At 63.8% G+C, this 15,297-nt stretch carries 14 protein-coding genes; 5 read left to right on the forward strand and 9 right to left on the reverse strand.

The genetic code is table 11. The annotated features are described in order from the left end of the window. Positions 1 to 161 precede the first annotated feature (161 nt). Positions 162 to 1,310: an NAD(P)/FAD-dependent oxidoreductase gene (locus ACK3BK_RS24980; RefSeq protein WP_186670079.1), complete on the reverse strand. Its 1,149-nt coding sequence runs from the start codon at positions 1,308 to 1,310 to the stop codon at positions 162 to 164. Positions 1,311 to 1,340: 30 nt separating this feature from the next. Next, positions 1,341 to 1,508, reverse strand: coding sequence for a rubredoxin (locus tag ACK3BK_RS24985; protein ID WP_011536423.1), 168 nt, complete (start codon positions 1,506 to 1,508; stop codon positions 1,341 to 1,343). A gap of 166 nt (positions 1,509 to 1,674) precedes the next feature. Here ACK3BK_RS24985 and ACK3BK_RS24990 point away from each other — a divergent pair, with 166 nt between their 5' ends. Both ACK3BK_RS24990 and ubiA read left to right on the forward strand, forming a co-directional pair. Further along, a complete protein-coding gene (locus ACK3BK_RS24990; RefSeq protein ID WP_411383504.1) occupies positions 1,675 to 2,232 on the forward strand; it encodes a chorismate--pyruvate lyase family protein in 558 nt (185 codons plus the stop codon). Beyond that, entirely contained in the window at positions 2,232 to 3,122 is an 891-nt protein-coding gene (gene ubiA, locus ACK3BK_RS24995; protein WP_186670083.1) for a 4-hydroxybenzoate octaprenyltransferase, read from the forward strand. Before ACK3BK_RS24990 ends, ubiA begins: the two co-directional genes overlap by 1 nt. Positions 3,123 to 3,318: 196 nt before the next feature. Here ubiA and ACK3BK_RS25000 read toward each other — a convergent pair whose 3' ends face one another. Next, entirely contained in the window at positions 3,319 to 3,690 is a 372-nt protein-coding gene (locus ACK3BK_RS25000; protein ID WP_186710929.1) for a hypothetical protein, read from the reverse strand. 171 nt (positions 3,691 to 3,861) lie between these two features. Between ACK3BK_RS25000 and phoB the strand changes: the two genes are divergently transcribed. From phoB to ACK3BK_RS25015, 3 genes are all read left to right on the forward strand, one after another. Continuing rightward, entirely contained in the window at positions 3,862 to 4,551 is a 690-nt protein-coding gene (gene phoB, locus ACK3BK_RS25005; RefSeq protein WP_003253341.1) for a phosphate regulon transcriptional regulator PhoB, read from the forward strand. A 45-nt stretch (positions 4,552 to 4,596) separates the two neighbouring features. Then, on the forward strand, positions 4,597 to 5,904 hold the full coding sequence (phoR, locus tag ACK3BK_RS25010; RefSeq protein ID WP_288377715.1) for a phosphate regulon sensor histidine kinase PhoR: 1,308 nt from the start codon (positions 4,597 to 4,599) through the stop codon (positions 5,902 to 5,904). Positions 5,905 to 6,033: 129 nt separating this feature from the next. Then, positions 6,034 to 7,374, forward strand: a complete 1,341-nt coding sequence (locus ACK3BK_RS25015; protein ID WP_186670089.1) for a hemolysin family protein — start codon at positions 6,034 to 6,036, stop codon at positions 7,372 to 7,374. Positions 7,375 to 7,383: 9 nt separating this feature from the next. On the opposite strand, the gene ACK3BK_RS25020 is transcribed toward ACK3BK_RS25015, so the two are convergent. From ACK3BK_RS25020 to ACK3BK_RS25045, 6 genes are all read right to left on the reverse strand, one after another. Beyond that, positions 7,384 to 8,274, reverse strand: a complete 891-nt coding sequence (locus tag ACK3BK_RS25020) for a M23 family metallopeptidase (protein ID WP_288377714.1) — start codon at positions 8,272 to 8,274, stop codon at positions 7,384 to 7,386. 138 nt (positions 8,275 to 8,412) lie between these two features. After that, a complete protein-coding gene (locus tag ACK3BK_RS25025) occupies positions 8,413 to 9,318 on the reverse strand; it encodes a response regulator (protein WP_186670093.1) in 906 nt (301 codons plus the stop codon). A gap of 162 nt (positions 9,319 to 9,480) precedes the next feature. Further along, a complete protein-coding gene (gene phoU, locus ACK3BK_RS25030; RefSeq protein ID WP_186670095.1) occupies positions 9,481 to 10,251 on the reverse strand; it encodes a phosphate signaling complex protein PhoU in 771 nt (256 codons plus the stop codon). Positions 10,252 to 10,312: 61 nt separating this feature from the next. Next, on the reverse strand, positions 10,313 to 11,146 hold the full coding sequence (gene pstB, locus ACK3BK_RS25035) for a phosphate ABC transporter ATP-binding protein PstB (RefSeq protein WP_054892955.1): 834 nt from the start codon (positions 11,144 to 11,146) through the stop codon (positions 10,313 to 10,315). A gap of 72 nt (positions 11,147 to 11,218) precedes the next feature. Then, positions 11,219 to 12,889, reverse strand: a complete 1,671-nt coding sequence (gene pstA / locus ACK3BK_RS25040) for a phosphate ABC transporter permease PstA (protein ID WP_411383505.1) — start codon at positions 12,887 to 12,889, stop codon at positions 11,219 to 11,221. 17 nt (positions 12,890 to 12,906) lie between these two features. Then, positions 12,907 to 15,195, reverse strand: coding sequence for an ABC transporter permease subunit (locus ACK3BK_RS25045; protein WP_186670100.1), 2,289 nt, complete (start codon positions 15,193 to 15,195; stop codon positions 12,907 to 12,909). Positions 15,196 to 15,297 lie beyond the last annotated feature (102 nt).

Genomic DNA, 15,297 nt, shown 5'->3' on the forward strand with positions numbered 1-15,297 from the left:
GTTGTTATGCCGTGCTACCTGCGAAAGCAGCGCCCAAGGCGCCGCAGGCTCTAATCTGCGGCAGACGGAAGTGAGAATGGCACGCTCACCGAGGCCGCGCCAGTGTCTGGGCGGCCATTGTCGCGCCAAGGACAGGCCAAATGCGACAGTTCGAACGGCATTCAGGCCATAAGCGGCGGAAGCTGCCGATTCAGCGCCAGCTTTTCCATCACCGCCGAGCCCGTTAGGGCATAACCCAGCAATTGGCCATCAGCGCCGTAGCACAGCACTTTCAGGTCGCTGCCCTGCCCTTCGACCTGCCAGGTGCCCTCCCGGCCCATCGGGGGTGGCGAAACCACCAGCGGACACGCGGGCGTCTTTACCGTGACAGGCATCGGACCGTAGCTCACAGCCGTGGTGTTGCCGACCAGCGTCTGCGCCAGCGCGCGGGCGCAGGCCATCAGCGGCATGACGTAGAGCAGGTTGATGCCCTCCACTTCGGCGCAGTCGCCCAGGGCGAAGATGTTGGCGTGGGAGGTGCGCAGCTGGCGATCCACCACCACGCCACGATTGACCTGCAGCCCGGCAGCGGCGGCAAGGTCTGTACGCGGTCGCAGGCCGACGGCCGAGACCACCAGGTCGCAGGCAATCGTTCGGCCATCGGACAAGTGAGCCTCCAGGCCATCGCCCGAGCGTTGCAGACGAGTCAGCACCGGCCCCAGGTGGAAACGCACACCCAAGGCTTCCAGGCCTGCCTGCACCGCCTTGGCGGCGGCGGGGTGCAGTAGGGTCGGCATCACCTGCTCACAGGGCGCCACCACGTCGCACTGGTAGCCACCCAACGTGAGGTCGTTGGCAAACTCGCAGCCGATCAGCCCGGCACCGAGCAGCAGCACGCGCCGCTTGCCGACAGCGGCGGCACGAAAGCGCGCGTAGTCTTCCAGGTCGTTGATCGGAAAAACCAGCTCGGCGCCGTCGCCCTCGACCGGCACCTGTACCGTCTGCGCGCCCAAAGCCAGCACCAGGTCGCGGTAGGGCACCGCCTCCTCGCCGATCCACAGGCGCTTGTGGCCAGGATCGATGCCGCTGATGCGGGTATGGGTACGAATCTCGGCCTTGAGCTGCTCGGCCATGGCTCCCGGCTCGGCCATGCACAGACCGTCGGCGTCCTTGTGCTTGGCAAAGCCGGTGGAAAGCATGGGCTTGGAATAAGAGCGACCGTCGTCGGCAGTGATCAGCAACAGCGGCGTGTCAGCGTCGAGCTTGCGAAACTCCCGGGCCAGGTTGTAGCCCGCAAGGCCTGTGCCGATGATCACCACGGGGGACGTCATGTCGTGCTTCCTCTTGCAGGGGGTCGTCGATCAGCCGATGGCGATCATTTCGAAGTCGCTCTTGCCTACACCGCAGTCGGGGCACAGCCAGTCTTCCGGCACGTCTTCCCAACGGGTGCCCGGAGCGATCCCGTCGTCCGGCCAGCCCTCGGCTTCGTCGTAGATCAGCCCACAGACAATGCATTGCCACTTCTTCATCAGGGTTCCTCGGTCAGGCGTTGTGTTGCTGCTGATGGCCCTTTGCCGCGAAGGACTCACCGCGCAATTCATGACGGGCTTTGTACTGGCCCGGCTGGCAGTATGCAAGCAAACCCGGCAATCATGCTAAGCTCGCCGCCTCTCTGGATGTAACAAGCATACCGACGTGTCGTACGAATCCCCGCAAGCAGCCGCTGTCGCGTGGCTGGCGTATCCACAGCTGGCGAGCGACCTCGACCAGCGCACCCTCGACTGGCTGTTCGACGAAGGCTCCCTGACTCGTCGCCTGACCCGCCTCTCCCACGACCACTTCTGCGTGACGCCGCTGTTCGAAGGCTGGCAGCCACTGCGTGACGACGAATGCCTTGCCCTGGATCTTGCGCCAGGCGCGCAGGGCTGGGTGCGTGAAGTCTATCTGCGTGGCCATGACCGGCCCTGGGTATTTGCCCGCAGCGTCGCCAGCCGCGAGGCCTTGGAGCGCGGCGGCCTCGACCTGGAAACCCTGGGCAGCCGCTCGCTCGGCGAACTGCTGTTCTGCGACCAGGCGTTCATTCGCCATCCCATCGAGGTGTGCACGTACCCACAGGCGTGGTTGCCGACGGAAGTGGCCAGCGCCAACCTCTGGGGCCGCCGCTCGCGCTTCGAGCGCGATGGCCTGGACCTGCTGGTCGCCGAGGTATTCCTGCCCGCGATGTGGCAGGCGGACAAGGAGGTATCGTCCTGATGTACCTGCACCTGCTCAAGTCGCTCAACCGCCTGCATCCCAGGGCCTGGGACTTCGTCCAGCTCAGCCGCCTGGATCGCCCCATCGGCATCTACCTGTTGCTGTGGCCCACGCTGGCGGCGGTGTGGATCGCTGCCAAGGGTGCACCAACCCTGGCCAACGTGCTGATCTTCGGCCTCGGAGTAGCGTTGATGCGCGCGGCGGGCTGCGCGATCAATGACTTCGCCGACCGCAAGGTCGATGGCCACGTCAAGCGCACCGCCGACCGCCCCCTGGCCAGCGGCCGGGTAAAGCCGCGCGAGGCGGTGATGCTGTTCGTGGTGCTGACCGGAATAAGTTTCCTGCTGGTGCTGTGCACCAACGCCAGCACCGTGTGGCTTTCGTTTGGCGGCGTTGCCCTGGCGTTCTGCTACCCGTTCATGAAGCGCTACACCTACTACCCGCAGGTGGTGCTGGGTGCCGCCTATTCATGGGGCATTCCCATGGCCTTCACGGCCGCGGGAGGTGAGCTGCCAGCAGCGGCCTGGCTGCTGTACATCGCCAACCTGCTGTGGACGGTAGCCTTCGACACCTACTATGCGATGGTCGATCGCGACGACGACCTGAAGATCGGCGTGAAATCCACGGCGATCCTGTTCGGCGAGGCCGATCGGGTGATCATCCTGACCTTGCAGGTGCTGTCGCTCGGCTGCCTGTTGCTGGCCGGCAATCGCTTCGAACTGGGGGGCTGGTTCCACCTGGGGCTGCTGGGCGCCCTGGCCTGCTTCGCCTGGGAGTTCTGGTCGACCCGTACGCTGGATCGCGATGCCTGCTTCAAGGCGTTCCTGCACAATCACTGGGCGGGGCTGTTGATCTTCATCGGCGTGGTGCTGGATTACGCGCTGCGCTGAGGGCAAGAGCAACTGTCTTGCTCAAAATCTGAGGCCTGCCCAATCCCTGTGGGAGCGGGCTTGTCCCGCGAACACGGGCGTAGCCCGTGCCATGCAGCGCGGTGTCTTTTTCGCGGGTAAACCCGCTCCCACAGGGGATTGGGCAGGCCTCAGATTTTTGAGCAAGACAGTTGCACCCACAAAATCCGCGCACGCTTCAGGGTTTGGCGATATGCCAGACGTCCTTCACGCCATCACCGGTCTTGTCTCCGGCTTTCTTGTCCTTGATGAAGGTGTACAGCGGCTTGCCGTCGTAAGCCCACTGCTTCTTGCCATCATCCCGCTCGATCACCGTCCACTTGTCCTTGGCAGCTTCATCCTCGGCCTTGACCAGCAGCGGCGGCCAGTTGGTTGCGCATTCACCGTTGCACATCGACTTGCCTCCGGCATCCTTGTCGAAGGTGTACAGGGTCATGCCGGCATGGTCGACCCACATGCCGTCCTTCTCCATCGCATGGTGCGCCGACGCCACCCCCGGCAATGCCAGCGCAGCGAAAAGGGCCATCCAGCTCAGCGTATGTCGTGTCATTGGAATCACCATCGTGTCGGGGGGGAAGGAGGGAGAACACCGCCGCAGCGGCCCTGTGAAGCCTAGCCCAGTCACGCAATGTCGCCAGAACGGCCAACGCCTTGTCACACAGCTGCAATAATTCCGTTATCTAATGCGGGCCAAGACACCATAGATGGGAGAGTTTTGAGCATGGTTGGCAGGAACATTCTGATCGTCGACGACGAAGCGCCTATTCGCGAGATGATCGCCGTTGCATTGGAAATGGCCGGCTACGACTGCCTCGAGGCAGAGAACTCCCAGCAGGCCCACGCCATCATCGTCGACCGCAAGCCGGACCTGATCCTGCTGGACTGGATGCTGCCCGGCACCTCCGGCATCGAACTGGCACGCCGCCTCAAGCGCGACGAGCTGACCGGGGACATCCCGATCATCATGCTCACCGCCAAGGGCGAAGAGGACAACAAGATCCAGGGCCTGGAAGTCGGCGCCGACGACTACATCACCAAGCCGTTCTCGCCCCGCGAGCTGGTGGCCCGCCTCAAGGCCGTGCTGCGCCGCACCGGCCCGAGCGACAGCGAGGCACCGATCGAAGTCGGCGGCCTGCTGCTCGACCCGATCAGCCACCGCGTGACCATCGACGGCAAACCCGCCGAGATGGGCCCGACCGAGTACCGCCTGCTGCAGTTCTTCATGACCCACCAGGAGCGCGCCTACACCCGTGGCCAGCTGCTCGACCAGGTCTGGGGCGGCAACGTCTATGTCGAGGAGCGCACCGTCGACGTGCACATCCGTCGTCTGCGCAAGGCACTGGGTGAGGCCTACGAAAATCTGGTACAAACCGTCCGCGGCACCGGCTACCGTTTCTCGACCAAGAGCTGACACGCCCGCACGCTTCGCTGCAAGCCGCTGTACAAGGACTGTGAATTGAACCCGAACTGGCACGCGACCCTGATTCGCCACCTGCTCCTGCTGATCAGCGTCTGTCTGCTCGGCGGGCTGGTCAGCGGACAATACGGCTGGAGCCTGGCGGTTGGCCTGGCGCTCTACCTGGGCTGGACCCTCAAGCAGTTGCTGCGCCTGCACGAATGGCTGCGCAACCACCAGCCCGACGAAGCGCCGCCGGACGGCTACGGGCTGTGGGGCGAAGTGTTCGACAGCATCTATCACCTGCAGCGCCGCGACCAGCGTGTCCGCGGGCGCCTGCAAGCGGTGATCGACCGGGTTCAGGAGTCCACCGCTGCCCTGCGCGATGCGGTGATCATGCTCGACAGCGATGGCAACCTGGAGTGGTGGAACCGCGCCGCCGAAACCCTGCTGGGCTTCAAGACGCCCCAGGATGGCGGACAACCGGTCACCAACCTGGTCCGTCATCCGCGCTTCAAGGAATACTTCGAAGCGGAAAACTACGTCGAACCGCTGGAAATCCCCTCGCCGATCAATGACCGCCTGCGCGTGCAACTGCACATCACCCGCTACGGCAACAACGAGCACCTGATGCTGGTGCGCGACGTGACCCGCATCCACCAGCTCGAACAGATGCGCAAGGACTTCGTCGCCAACGTCTCCCACGAACTGCGCACCCCGCTGACGGTGATCACCGGCTACCTCGAAACCCTGCTGGACAACGTCGAAGACGTGAACCCACGCTGGGCCCGTGCGCTGCAGCAGATGAGCCAGCAAGGCTCGCGCATGCAGACCCTGCTCAACGACCTGTTGCTGCTGGCCAAGCTGGAAGCGACCGACTATCCCTCGGACAACCAGCCGGTGGCGGTGGATACCCTGCTGCAGTCGATCAAGGGCGACGCGCAGGCGCTGTCCGGGCCCAAGCGCCAGCACATCTCACTGGAAGCCGCGCCGGGCCTGCGCCTGAAAGGCAGCGAGTCGGAACTGCGCAGCGCCTTCTCCAACCTGGTGTTCAATGCGGTCAAGTACACCCAGGAGGAAGGCACCATTCGCATCCGCTGGTGGGCCGACGAGCAAGGGGCACACCTGAGCGTGCAGGACTCGGGGGTGGGCATCGACGCCAAGCACCTGCCGCGCCTGACCGAACGCTTCTACCGCGTCGACTCCAGCCGCGCCTCCAACACCGGCGGCACCGGGCTGGGCCTGGCGATCGTCAAGCATGTGCTGATGCGCCATCGCGCCAAGCTTGAAATCAGCAGCGTGCCGGGGCATGGCAGCACGTTCACCTGTCATTTTGCGCCGGCACAATTGGCGGCAAATCGCAGCTGAGAATCCCCACGGCAAAAAGCATCCCCTTTGCTTTTGCAGCTTCAGCCGCTACATTGGATCCCCTGTGCCAGCTAGAGCTGGCACTTTTTTTCTCTCTCTTTCAAAGACGGACCCCGTAAAAACTCCATCATGGACCCTTCCCCTGGTATCAGCCTCGCCTCTGTATTCGCCGATTTCGGCATGATTCTCTTTGCCCTGTTCCTGGTAGTGCTCAACGGCTTCTTCGTTGCCGCCGAGTTCGCCATGGTCAAGCTGCGCTCTACCCGCGTCGAATCCATCGCCGAGCTGCACGGCTGGCGCGGCAGCATCCTGCGCAAGGTACACAACCAGCTCGACGCCTACCTGTCGGCCTGCCAATTGGGCATCACCCTGGCCTCGCTGGGCCTGGGCTGGGTCGGAGAGCCGGCCTTCGCCCACCTGCTCGAACCGCTGCTGGCCTACCTGGGCGTCGACAGCCCGGAACTGATCAAGGCCGTGTCGTTCTTCGTCGCCTTCTTCGTGATCTCGTACCTGCACATCGTGGTCGGGGAGCTGGCACCCAAATCCTGGGCGATCCGCAAGCCCGAGCTGCTTTCGCTGTGGACGGCAGTGCCGCTGTACCTGTTCTACTGGCTGATGTATCCAGCGATCTACCTGCTCAACGCCAGCGCCAACACCATCCTGCGCATCGCCGGCCAGGGCGAGCCCGGGCCGCACCATGAGCACCACTACAGCCGTGAAGAGCTCAAGCTGATCCTGCACTCCAGCCGCGGCCAGGACCCAAGCGACCAAGGCATGCGCGTGCTGGCCTCGGCGGTGGAAATGGGCGAGCTGGAGGTGGTCGACTGGGCCAACTCCCGTGAAGACATGGTGGTGCTCGACGCCAAGGCACCGCTGAAGAACATCCTGGCGATGTTCCGCCGCCACAAGTTCAGCCGCTACCCGGTGTACGACGCCGAGCGCGAAGAGTTCACCGGCCTGCTGCACATCAAGGACCTGCTGCTGGAGCTGGCCGAACTGGACCACCTCCCTGAAACCATCGACCTGGAAGACCTGGCCCGACCGTTGGAGCGCGTATCGCGACACATGCCGCTGTCGCAGTTGCTCGAACAGTTCCGCAAGGGCGGTGCGCACTTCGTGCTGGTCGAGGAAGCCGATGGCAAGGTGATCGGCTACCTGACCATGGAAGACGTGCTGGAAGTACTGGTCGGCGATATCCAGGACGAACACCGCAAGGCCGAACGCGGCATCCTCGCCTACCAGCCGGGCAAGCTGCTGGTGCGGGGCGACACGCCGCTGTTCAAGGTCGAACGCCTGCTGGGCATCGACCTTGACCATATCGAGGCCGAGACCCTCGCCGGCCTGGTCTACGAGTCGCTCAAGCGCGTGCCCGAGGAAGAGGAAGTGCTGGAAGTCGAAGGCCTGCGCATCATCATCAAGAAGATGAAAGGGCCGAAGATCGTCCTGGCCAAGGTGCTGAAGCTCGATTGACAGCGCTGTTCAAGGATTCCCTGCCGTGAAGTCCGGCAACCCGCCAATCGGACGGTCGAAGCGGTAGGGAATCGACTCCAGCGCCAGCCCCACATTGCGCTGCACCACGAAATGCAGGTGCGGCCCACTGCTGTTGCCGGTGTTGCCTGACTTGCCCAGCACCTCCCCCTGCGCCACGCGTTGCCCTTCGGCTACCACCACTGACCCACGCATCAGGTGCAGATAGACACCCATGGTGCCGTCTGCGTGCAGGATGCGTACGAAGTTGCCAGAAGGATTGTTACCGCGTCCGGTCTGACGATTCTCCATCTTCACCACCACCCCGCCCCTGGCGGCGATGATCGGTGTGCCTTCGGGCATGGCGATGTCCATGGCGTAGCGCCCCTTGGGGCCGAAATGGCTGTAGCGCCCATTGGGCCCCTGGCTCAACCGGAACGGCCCGCCGCGCCAAGGGAACGGGTAGCGATACGCCTGCGGGCGCTGAGCGGGGTCGCCCATGGCATGGCGTAGCTTGGCCCGGTATTTCAGCTGGTTGCCCGGACGCGCCATCACCACGCTCAGCACCTGCGTGGAACGCGGCGCCAGCACACGTCGAACGAGACGCGGAGCATTGCCGTCGCGCGCGTTGACCAGGCCTTCCAGACGCAGCTCGACCTCCACGGGTGCGAACAGGTCGTTGCGCGCCGAAAAACGCACACCGCCAACCAGTGCCTCGGGATGCAGGCGGACTTGATCGTCGAGACGTTCGACCATCGGCTCGCGCAGCGCCATTGCCCGTGCACCAGGGCTGGGCTGATAGGAATAGGACGCCACGCCGAAGGTGTCGGTGGTGCTGTAGAGGGTCATGGCCATGCCCGGTGCCGAAGCCACGAGCAGGGACAGCAGCAGGCAGGCGCGCATGATAGTGGCTTTTTGACAGTTGTTATGTCTTGAGCCTAGCAGCGGGTTACACCGGGGGAATGACTGTTGGTCGGGTGGCCGACCCGACTTCTGCAGGAGGGGCCTTGTGCCGCTCCTGCAGGGAGGTGGAACAGCGGATCAACCGCCCGGAGTGAAGTGCTTCTGCGCAGTCCCGCGGGCGATCAATCGCGACAGGTAATCGAGCTTCTGAGCATCCTGATCGACGAACTTGAACGTCAGTTGCAACCAGTCGCTCTCAGGCTTGGGTTCGAGCGCAGCGATGGCGTGCAGGTAACCGTTCAAGCGCGCCACCTCGGCGCTCTCGCCCTGCTCCAGGTCGAGCACCGCGCCTTCGAGCACCTGCGGCAGCGCAGCACTGCGGCGCACCACCAACAGCGCTTCCTTGAGGCTCAGGGCCTTGATCACGCAGGGCTGGATGCCGCTCGACAGGCGCAACTGCCCCTGGCCACGCCCACTCTGGGCGGCTGCAGCGGCGCTTTGTGGCGTCGGTGCATTGATCAACGGCTTGGCAGCCGCAGTCGGTGCAGGCGTTGGCGCGACCTTCACAGCCTCGGGCTTGCCGCCCGTCAGGGCGCTCAGCGAATCGTTGGCAAAGGCCGAATTGACTCGCGCCGGCGCGCCCGCCACCAGAGCCTCGAGCTTGCCGATCTTGGTCAGGGATTTCTTCACCTTGGTCAGCAGCTGTTCATTGGTGAACGGCTTGCCGACGAAGTCGGAGACTCCGGCCTGGATGGCCTGGATCACGTTCTCCTTGTCACCCCGGCTGGTCACCATGATGAACTGCAGGGCTTTCATTTCTTCCTGCTGACGGCACCAGGTCAGCAGCTCGAGGCCAGACATCTCCGGCATCTCCCAGTCGCACAGGACCAGGTCGAAACGTTCCTTGCTCAGCATGGCCATGGCCTTGCGGCCATTGACCGCGTCTTCGATGACCATGCCCGGGAAGGCATTGCGCAGGCACTTCCTCACCAGGTCGCGGATGAACGGCGCATCGTCCACGACCAGCACATTGACTTTACTCATCGATACTCCTCTTGAATCCCGACTAGCATACCGCCGACTGATGGCAATTTGCCAAACCACTGGTCACGCCGGGACGTTTCAAGACTGTTCGCGGGTGCCTGCTGTATCTGCCACAAACGAAAACGCCCGGACGAGGCCGGGCGTTGATGCTCGGGAGCAATATTACTTATCGTCCGATTCGTCCGGAACATTAGCCTTTTCGGCAGCGCCGGAGGTGTCGCCCTGGACCTCGGCCTTCATGCGCTTGAGGCCCATGTGGCGAACATCGGTGCCACGCACCAGGTAGATCACCAGCTCCGAGATATTGCGGGCGTGGTCGCCGATACGCTCCAGCGAGCGCAGGGCCCAGATGACGCTCAACACCCGCGAGATCGAACGAGGGTCTTCCATCATGTAGGTGACCAGCTCGCGCAGCGCGGTCTTGTACTCGCGGTCGATGGTCTTGTCGTACTGGGCCACCGACAGTGCCAGCTCGGCGTCGAAACGGGCGAAGGCGTCCAGTGCATCACGGACCATGTTGCGCACCTGGTCGCCGATGTGGCGCACCTCGACGTAGCCACGGGGCGACTCGCCTTCCTCGCACAGCTGAATGGCGCGGCGAGCGATCTTGGTCGATTCGTCGCCGATGCGCTCCAGGTCGATTACCGACTTGGAGATGCTGATGATCAGACGCAGGTCGGACGCCGCCGGCTGGCGACGGGCGAGGATGCGTACGCACTCCTCGTCGATGTTGCGCTCCATCTGGTTGATCTGTTCATCGACCTCACGCACCTGCTGGGCCAGGCCCGAATCGGCTTCGATCAGCGCGGTCACGGCATCGTTGACCTGCTTCTCGACCAGGCCCCCCATCGCCAGCAGGTGGCTGCGCACTTCCTCGAGTTCGGCGTTGAACTGCTGGGAGATGTGATGGGTAAGGCTTTCTTTGTTGATCATCGTTCTTTAGTCCCTGAATCCTGTAGGAGCGGGCTTGTCGGGGCGCCGAATCGCCGCGCTGCTAGCCGTAACGCCCGGTAATGTAGTCTTCGGTCTGCTTCTTCGCCGGATTGGTGAAGAGCGTGTCGGTATCACCGAATTCGATCAGCTTGCCCATGTACATGAACGCGGTGTAGTCGGAGACGCGCGCCGCCTGCTGCATGTTGTGGGTCACGATGACGATGGTGTACTTGGACTTCAGCTCGTAGATCAGCTCTTCGACCTTCAGCGTGGAGATCGGGTCCAGTGCCGAGCACGGCTCATCGAGCAACAGCACCTCAGGCTCCACGGCGATGGTACGGGCGATCACCAGACGCTGCTGCTGACCACCGGACAGCCCCAGCGCCGAGTCGTGCAGGCGGTCCTTGACCTCATCCCACAACGCCGCGCCCTTGAGCGCCCACTCGACCGCTTCGTCGAGCACGCGCTTCTTGTTGATCCCCTGGATACGCAGGCCATAGACCACGTTCTCGTAGATGGTCTTGGGGAAAGGGTTGGGCTTCTGGAACACCATGCCCACCCGGCGGCGCAACTCGGCCACATCCTCGCCCTTGCGGTAGATGTTGTTGCCGTACAGGTTGATGGCACCTTCCACGCGGCAGCCATCGACCAGGTCGTTCATGCGGTTGAAGGTGCGCAGCAGCGTGGACTTGCCGCAGCCGGACGGGCCAATGAAGGCGGTCACGCGCTGTTTGGGGATGTTCATCTGCACATCGAACAGCGCCTGCTTGTCGCCGTAGAACAGCGACAGGCCCGGGACTTCGATAGCCACGGTCTCTTCGGCCAGGCGCAGGCTCTGCTTGTCGCGGCCCAGGGCCGACATGTCGATGCCGTGGGAGTGGGATTCTTGCTGCATGGTCAACTCCATACGCTATCAATTCGTTTCACAGGGCCGCTCGCTCTGCGGGCGGCCCGCTTGCAATCAGATTCAGCTGTCGAGCGCCTTGTACTTCTCGCGCAGGTGGTTACGGATCCACACCGCCGAGAGGTTGAGGGTCGCGATCACCAGCACCAGCAGCAGCGCCGTGGCGTAGACCAGCGGCCGTGCGGCCTCGACGTTGGGGCTCTGGAAGCCGACGTCGTAGATGTGGAAGCCCAGGTGCATGATCTTCTGGTCGAGGTGCAGGTAAGGGTAGTTGCCGTCCACCGGCAGCGACGGCGCCAGTTTCACTACACCCACCAGCATCAGCGGCGCCACCTCGCCTGCGGCGCGCGCCACGGCGAGGATCATGCCGGTCATCATCGCCGGGCTGGCCATCGGCAGAACGATCTTCCACAGTGTCTCGGCCTTGGTCGCACCCAGGGCCAGCGAGCCCTCGCGCACCGTACGCGGAATCCGCGCCAGGCCTTCTTCGGTGGCGACGATCACCACCGGGACCGCCAGCAGCGCCAGGGTCAGCGAGGCCCACAACAGGCCAGGCGTGCCCAGCGTAGGCGCCGGCAGCGATTCGGGGAAGAACAGCCGGTCGATCGAGCCACCCAGCACGTAGACGAAGAAGCCCAGGCCGAACACGCCATAGACGATTGCCGGCACGCCGGCCAGGTTGTTCACCGCGATGCGGATCAGCCGGGTGACCGGGCCTTGCCTGGCGTACTCGCGCAGGTAGACCGCCGCCAGCACGCCGAACGGGGTGACGATCACGGCCATGATCAGGGTCATCATCACCGTGCCGAAGATGGCCGGGAAGATACCGCCTTCGGTGTTGGCTTCACGCGGGTCGTCGCTGAGGAACTCCCAGACCTTGCTGAAGTAGGCGCCCATCTTGGTCATCGCCGACATGCCGTTAGGCTGGATGGCATGCACCACCTTGCTCAGGTTGATCTCCACCTGGCGGCCGTTGGCGTCGCGGGCCACCAGGCTGTCGCGGGCGAAAGCCTGGTGCAGGCCGGTCAGGCGCTCCTCGATGGTCTTGTAGCGGCTGTTCAGCTCAGCACGCTCAGATTCGATATCGGCCTGGGCAGCCGCATCCAGCTTGCCCTGCAGTTCCAGCTTGCGGCTGTGCAGGCGCAGGCGCTCCAGGCCGTGGTTGATCGAGCCGATGTCTTTCTTCTCGAGCGACACCAGTTGGTCATTCAGGTCGCTGGCGCGCTTGAGACGGTTTTGCAGTTCGTTCCAGGCGCTCGGGCCTTCGGCGACCACACGGCCCTCTTCCTTGACGCTGACCAGGTAACCATAGAAGTTGCCCCACTCGCGGCGCTCCAGGGCGATCAGGTCGGTGGGCTTGCTCTGGTCCACCAGCCAGTCACCGACCAGCCAGGTGAAGTCGCTGCCGTTGAGGTCGCGGTTACCGACCTTGACCAGTTCGCGGGTCATGAACTCCGGGCCCTGGTCAGGTACCGGCAGGCCAGCGCTCTTGAGGCGCTCGCGCGGAACTTCTTCCTTCTGCACCACTTCGCCGACGATCACATGATCGGCCTGGCCGGGCACCTTGTAGGTGGCCTGGATCAGGTCGGCCGGCCAGAAGTGGCCCAGGCCGCGCACCGCGATCACGGCGAGCAGGCCGACGGTCATGATCACCGCCATGGCGACCGCGCCACCGCTGATCCAAACGCCCGGCGCACCGCTCTTGAACCAGCCTTTGAGGGAATCCTTTTTCACGGATCTCTACCTTTCTATCAAAGCGACGAGTATTTCTTGCGCAGACGCTGGCGAATCAGCTCGGCCAAGGTGTTCATGATGAAGGTGAACATCAGCAGCACGAGGGCGGCGAGGAACAGCACACGATAGTGGCTGCCGCCGACTTCCGATTCGGGCATTTCCACGGCCACGTTGGCGGCCAGGGTGCGCATGCCCTCGAACAGGTTCATCTCCATCACCGGAGTGTTGCCGGTGGCCATGAGCACGATCATGGTCTCGCCCACCGCCCGGCCCATGCCGATCATCAGCGCCGAGAAGATGCCCGGGCTTGCGGTGAGGATGACCACGCGGGTCAGGGTCTGCCAGGGCGTCGCACCCAGCGCCAGCGAGCCCAGCGTGAGGCTGCGCGGCACGCTGAACACGGCGTCTTCGGCGATCGAGTAGATGTTCGGGATGACCGCGAAGCCCATGGCGATACCCACCACCAGGGCGTTGCGCTGGTCGTAGGTGATTTTCAGGTCGTGGCTGATCCACAGGCGCATGTCGCCGCCGAAGAACCAGCTCTCCAGGAACGGGCTCATGTACAGCGCGAACCAGCCGATCGCCAGGATCACCGGGATCAGAATCGCGGCCTCCCAGCCATCCGGGATGCGCTGGCGGATCGACTCCGGCAGGCGGCTCCAGGAGAAGCCCGCCACCAGGATGCCGATCGGCAGGATCAGCAGCAGGCTGAACACGCCCGGGAGGTGGCCTTCAAGATACGGCGCGAGGAACAGGCCGGCGAAGAAGCCGAGGATCACCGTCGGCATCGCTTCCATCAGCTCGATCACCGGCTTGACCTTGCGGCGCATGCCCGGCGCCATGAAGTAGGCGGTGTAGATGGCCGCGGCAATGGCCAGCGGTGCTGCCAGGATCATCGCGTAGAACGCGGCCTTGAGCGTACCGAAGGTCAGCGGCGACAGGCTCAGCTTGGGCTCGAAGTCGGTGTTGGAAGCGGTGGACTGCCAGACGTACTTCGGCTCGTCGTAGTTCTCGTACCAGACCTTGCCCCACAGCGCGCTGAAGGACACTTCAGGGTGCGGGTTGCGCAGGCTCAGCGGCAGCAGCTTGCCGCCTTCTTCGATCATGATGCGGTTGGCACGCGGCGACAGGGCCAGTACGCCGGCGCTATCGGCGACCGGCTCGACCAGCAGGGTGCGGTGCGCGGTGCTGTGGAACACACCAAGCTTGCCTTCGGCGTCCAGGGCGATGAAGCCCTTGCGACGTTCCTCGGCATCGATCTGGGCGATCGGCGCCTTGCCCAGCTGGAAGCTGCGGATCAGTTTGAAGCGCGATTCGCCATCCGGGTCGCGGGCCATGAACCACTGGCTCAGGCCACCCTTGGAGTCACCGAAGATCAGCGAGATGCCACCGACCAGCTGGCCACTGGCGGTGATTTCGGCGTTGCCGTCCTCGAGGAGCTTGTAGCGACCGTTGAGGCTCTTCTCGCGCAGGCTGAAGACATCGGCGGTGGCACGACCGTTGACCACGTACAGCCACTGCTGGCGTGGGTCGATGAAGATGTTCTTCACCGTTTCGGTCATCTGCGGCAGCGCGATGCGATTCTGCTCGGTGGTGGTCTCGCCGGTCATCATGTTTTCAGTGCGCGACAGCTCGATCACCTGCAGTTGCGCACCGGTGGAACCCGCCAGCAGCAGGGTGTCGCCATTGAGGTTGACGCTCACGTGCTCCAGCGCACGGCCCTGTTCGTCGAGGACGAACGGATCCTGGCCATAGGGGTAATCGATACCCGCATTGATGGTCTTCTTGTTGTCCGGGTAGGTGATCTTGTAGGTGTGGTGGAACACCAGCGCCTGGCCATTGGACAGCCCCAGCACCACCAGCGGGCTACCCGGCTGGTCGGTACCGATCGAACTGACCGTGGTGCCCGCGGGCAACGGCAGCTCGACCCGCTTGAGTTCGGCACCGGTCTTGGTGTCGAAGAACAGCGCCTGGCCCTTGTCGGAAACGCGCATGCCCACGAGGTTCTGCTCCTCGAGGGCGATCATCAGCGGCTTGCCGGCATCCTGCTGCAGCCAGGTCGGCTCCAGGGCCTTCTTGCTGGTCAGCTCGGCGCCCTGGAACAGCGGCAGCACCACATAAGCCAGGTAGAAGAAGATCAGGGTGATGGCTGCCAGCACGGCAAGCCCGCCCACCAGGACATACCAGCGGGTCAGGCGATCCTTCAACGCGCGCAGGCGGCGCTTGCGTTGCAGCTCGGGCGTATTGAAATCAATGCGCACGGGAGGGGTATTCGGGGTCATCTTGGAATTGGCCAGATCATTCATGCGCACACCCTAGCGGTCCCGTATGACAGAAACATGACAGTGTAGTGACGCAAAAAAGCCCGCCGCTCAGGGTGCCTGGCTTCGGACTGGAGAAAGTCGTGG

Source organism: Pseudomonas sp. L7, assembly GCF_046605565.1.
Classification (GTDB): domain Bacteria; phylum Pseudomonadota; class Gammaproteobacteria; order Pseudomonadales; family Pseudomonadaceae; genus Aquipseudomonas; species Aquipseudomonas wayambapalatensis.

Bases quoted from the DNA above. Each gene is read 5' to 3' on its own strand.
- phoU (WP_186670095.1), bottom strand. From the start codon at position 10,251: ATGATCAACAAAGAAAGCCTTACCCATCACATCTCCCAGCAGTTCAAC.
- ACK3BK_RS25000 (WP_186710929.1), bottom strand. From the start codon at position 3,690: ATGACACGACATACGCTGAGCTGGATGGCCCTTTTCGCTGCGCTGGCA.
- ACK3BK_RS25045 (WP_186670100.1), bottom strand. From the start codon at position 15,195: ATGAATGATCTGGCCAATTCCAAGATGACCCCGAATACCCCTCCCGTG.
- ubiA (WP_186670083.1), top strand. From the start codon at position 2,232: ATGTACCTGCACCTGCTCAAGTCGCTCAACCGCCTGCATCCCAGGGCC.
- ACK3BK_RS24985 (WP_011536423.1), bottom strand. From the start codon at position 1,508: ATGAAGAAGTGGCAATGCATTGTCTGTGGGCTGATCTACGACGAAGCC.
- pstB (WP_054892955.1), bottom strand. From the start codon at position 11,146: ATGCAGCAAGAATCCCACTCCCACGGCATCGACATGTCGGCCCTGGGC.
- phoB (WP_003253341.1), top strand. From the start codon at position 3,862: ATGGTTGGCAGGAACATTCTGATCGTCGACGACGAAGCGCCTATTCGC.
- ACK3BK_RS25020 (WP_288377714.1), bottom strand. From the start codon at position 8,274: ATGCGCGCCTGCCTGCTGCTGTCCCTGCTCGTGGCTTCGGCACCGGGC.
- ACK3BK_RS25025 (WP_186670093.1), bottom strand. From the start codon at position 9,318: ATGAGTAAAGTCAATGTGCTGGTCGTGGACGATGCGCCGTTCATCCGC.
- ACK3BK_RS24980 (WP_186670079.1), bottom strand. From the start codon at position 1,310: ATGACGTCCCCCGTGGTGATCATCGGCACAGGCCTTGCGGGCTACAAC.
- ACK3BK_RS25015 (WP_186670089.1), top strand. From the start codon at position 6,034: ATGGACCCTTCCCCTGGTATCAGCCTCGCCTCTGTATTCGCCGATTTC.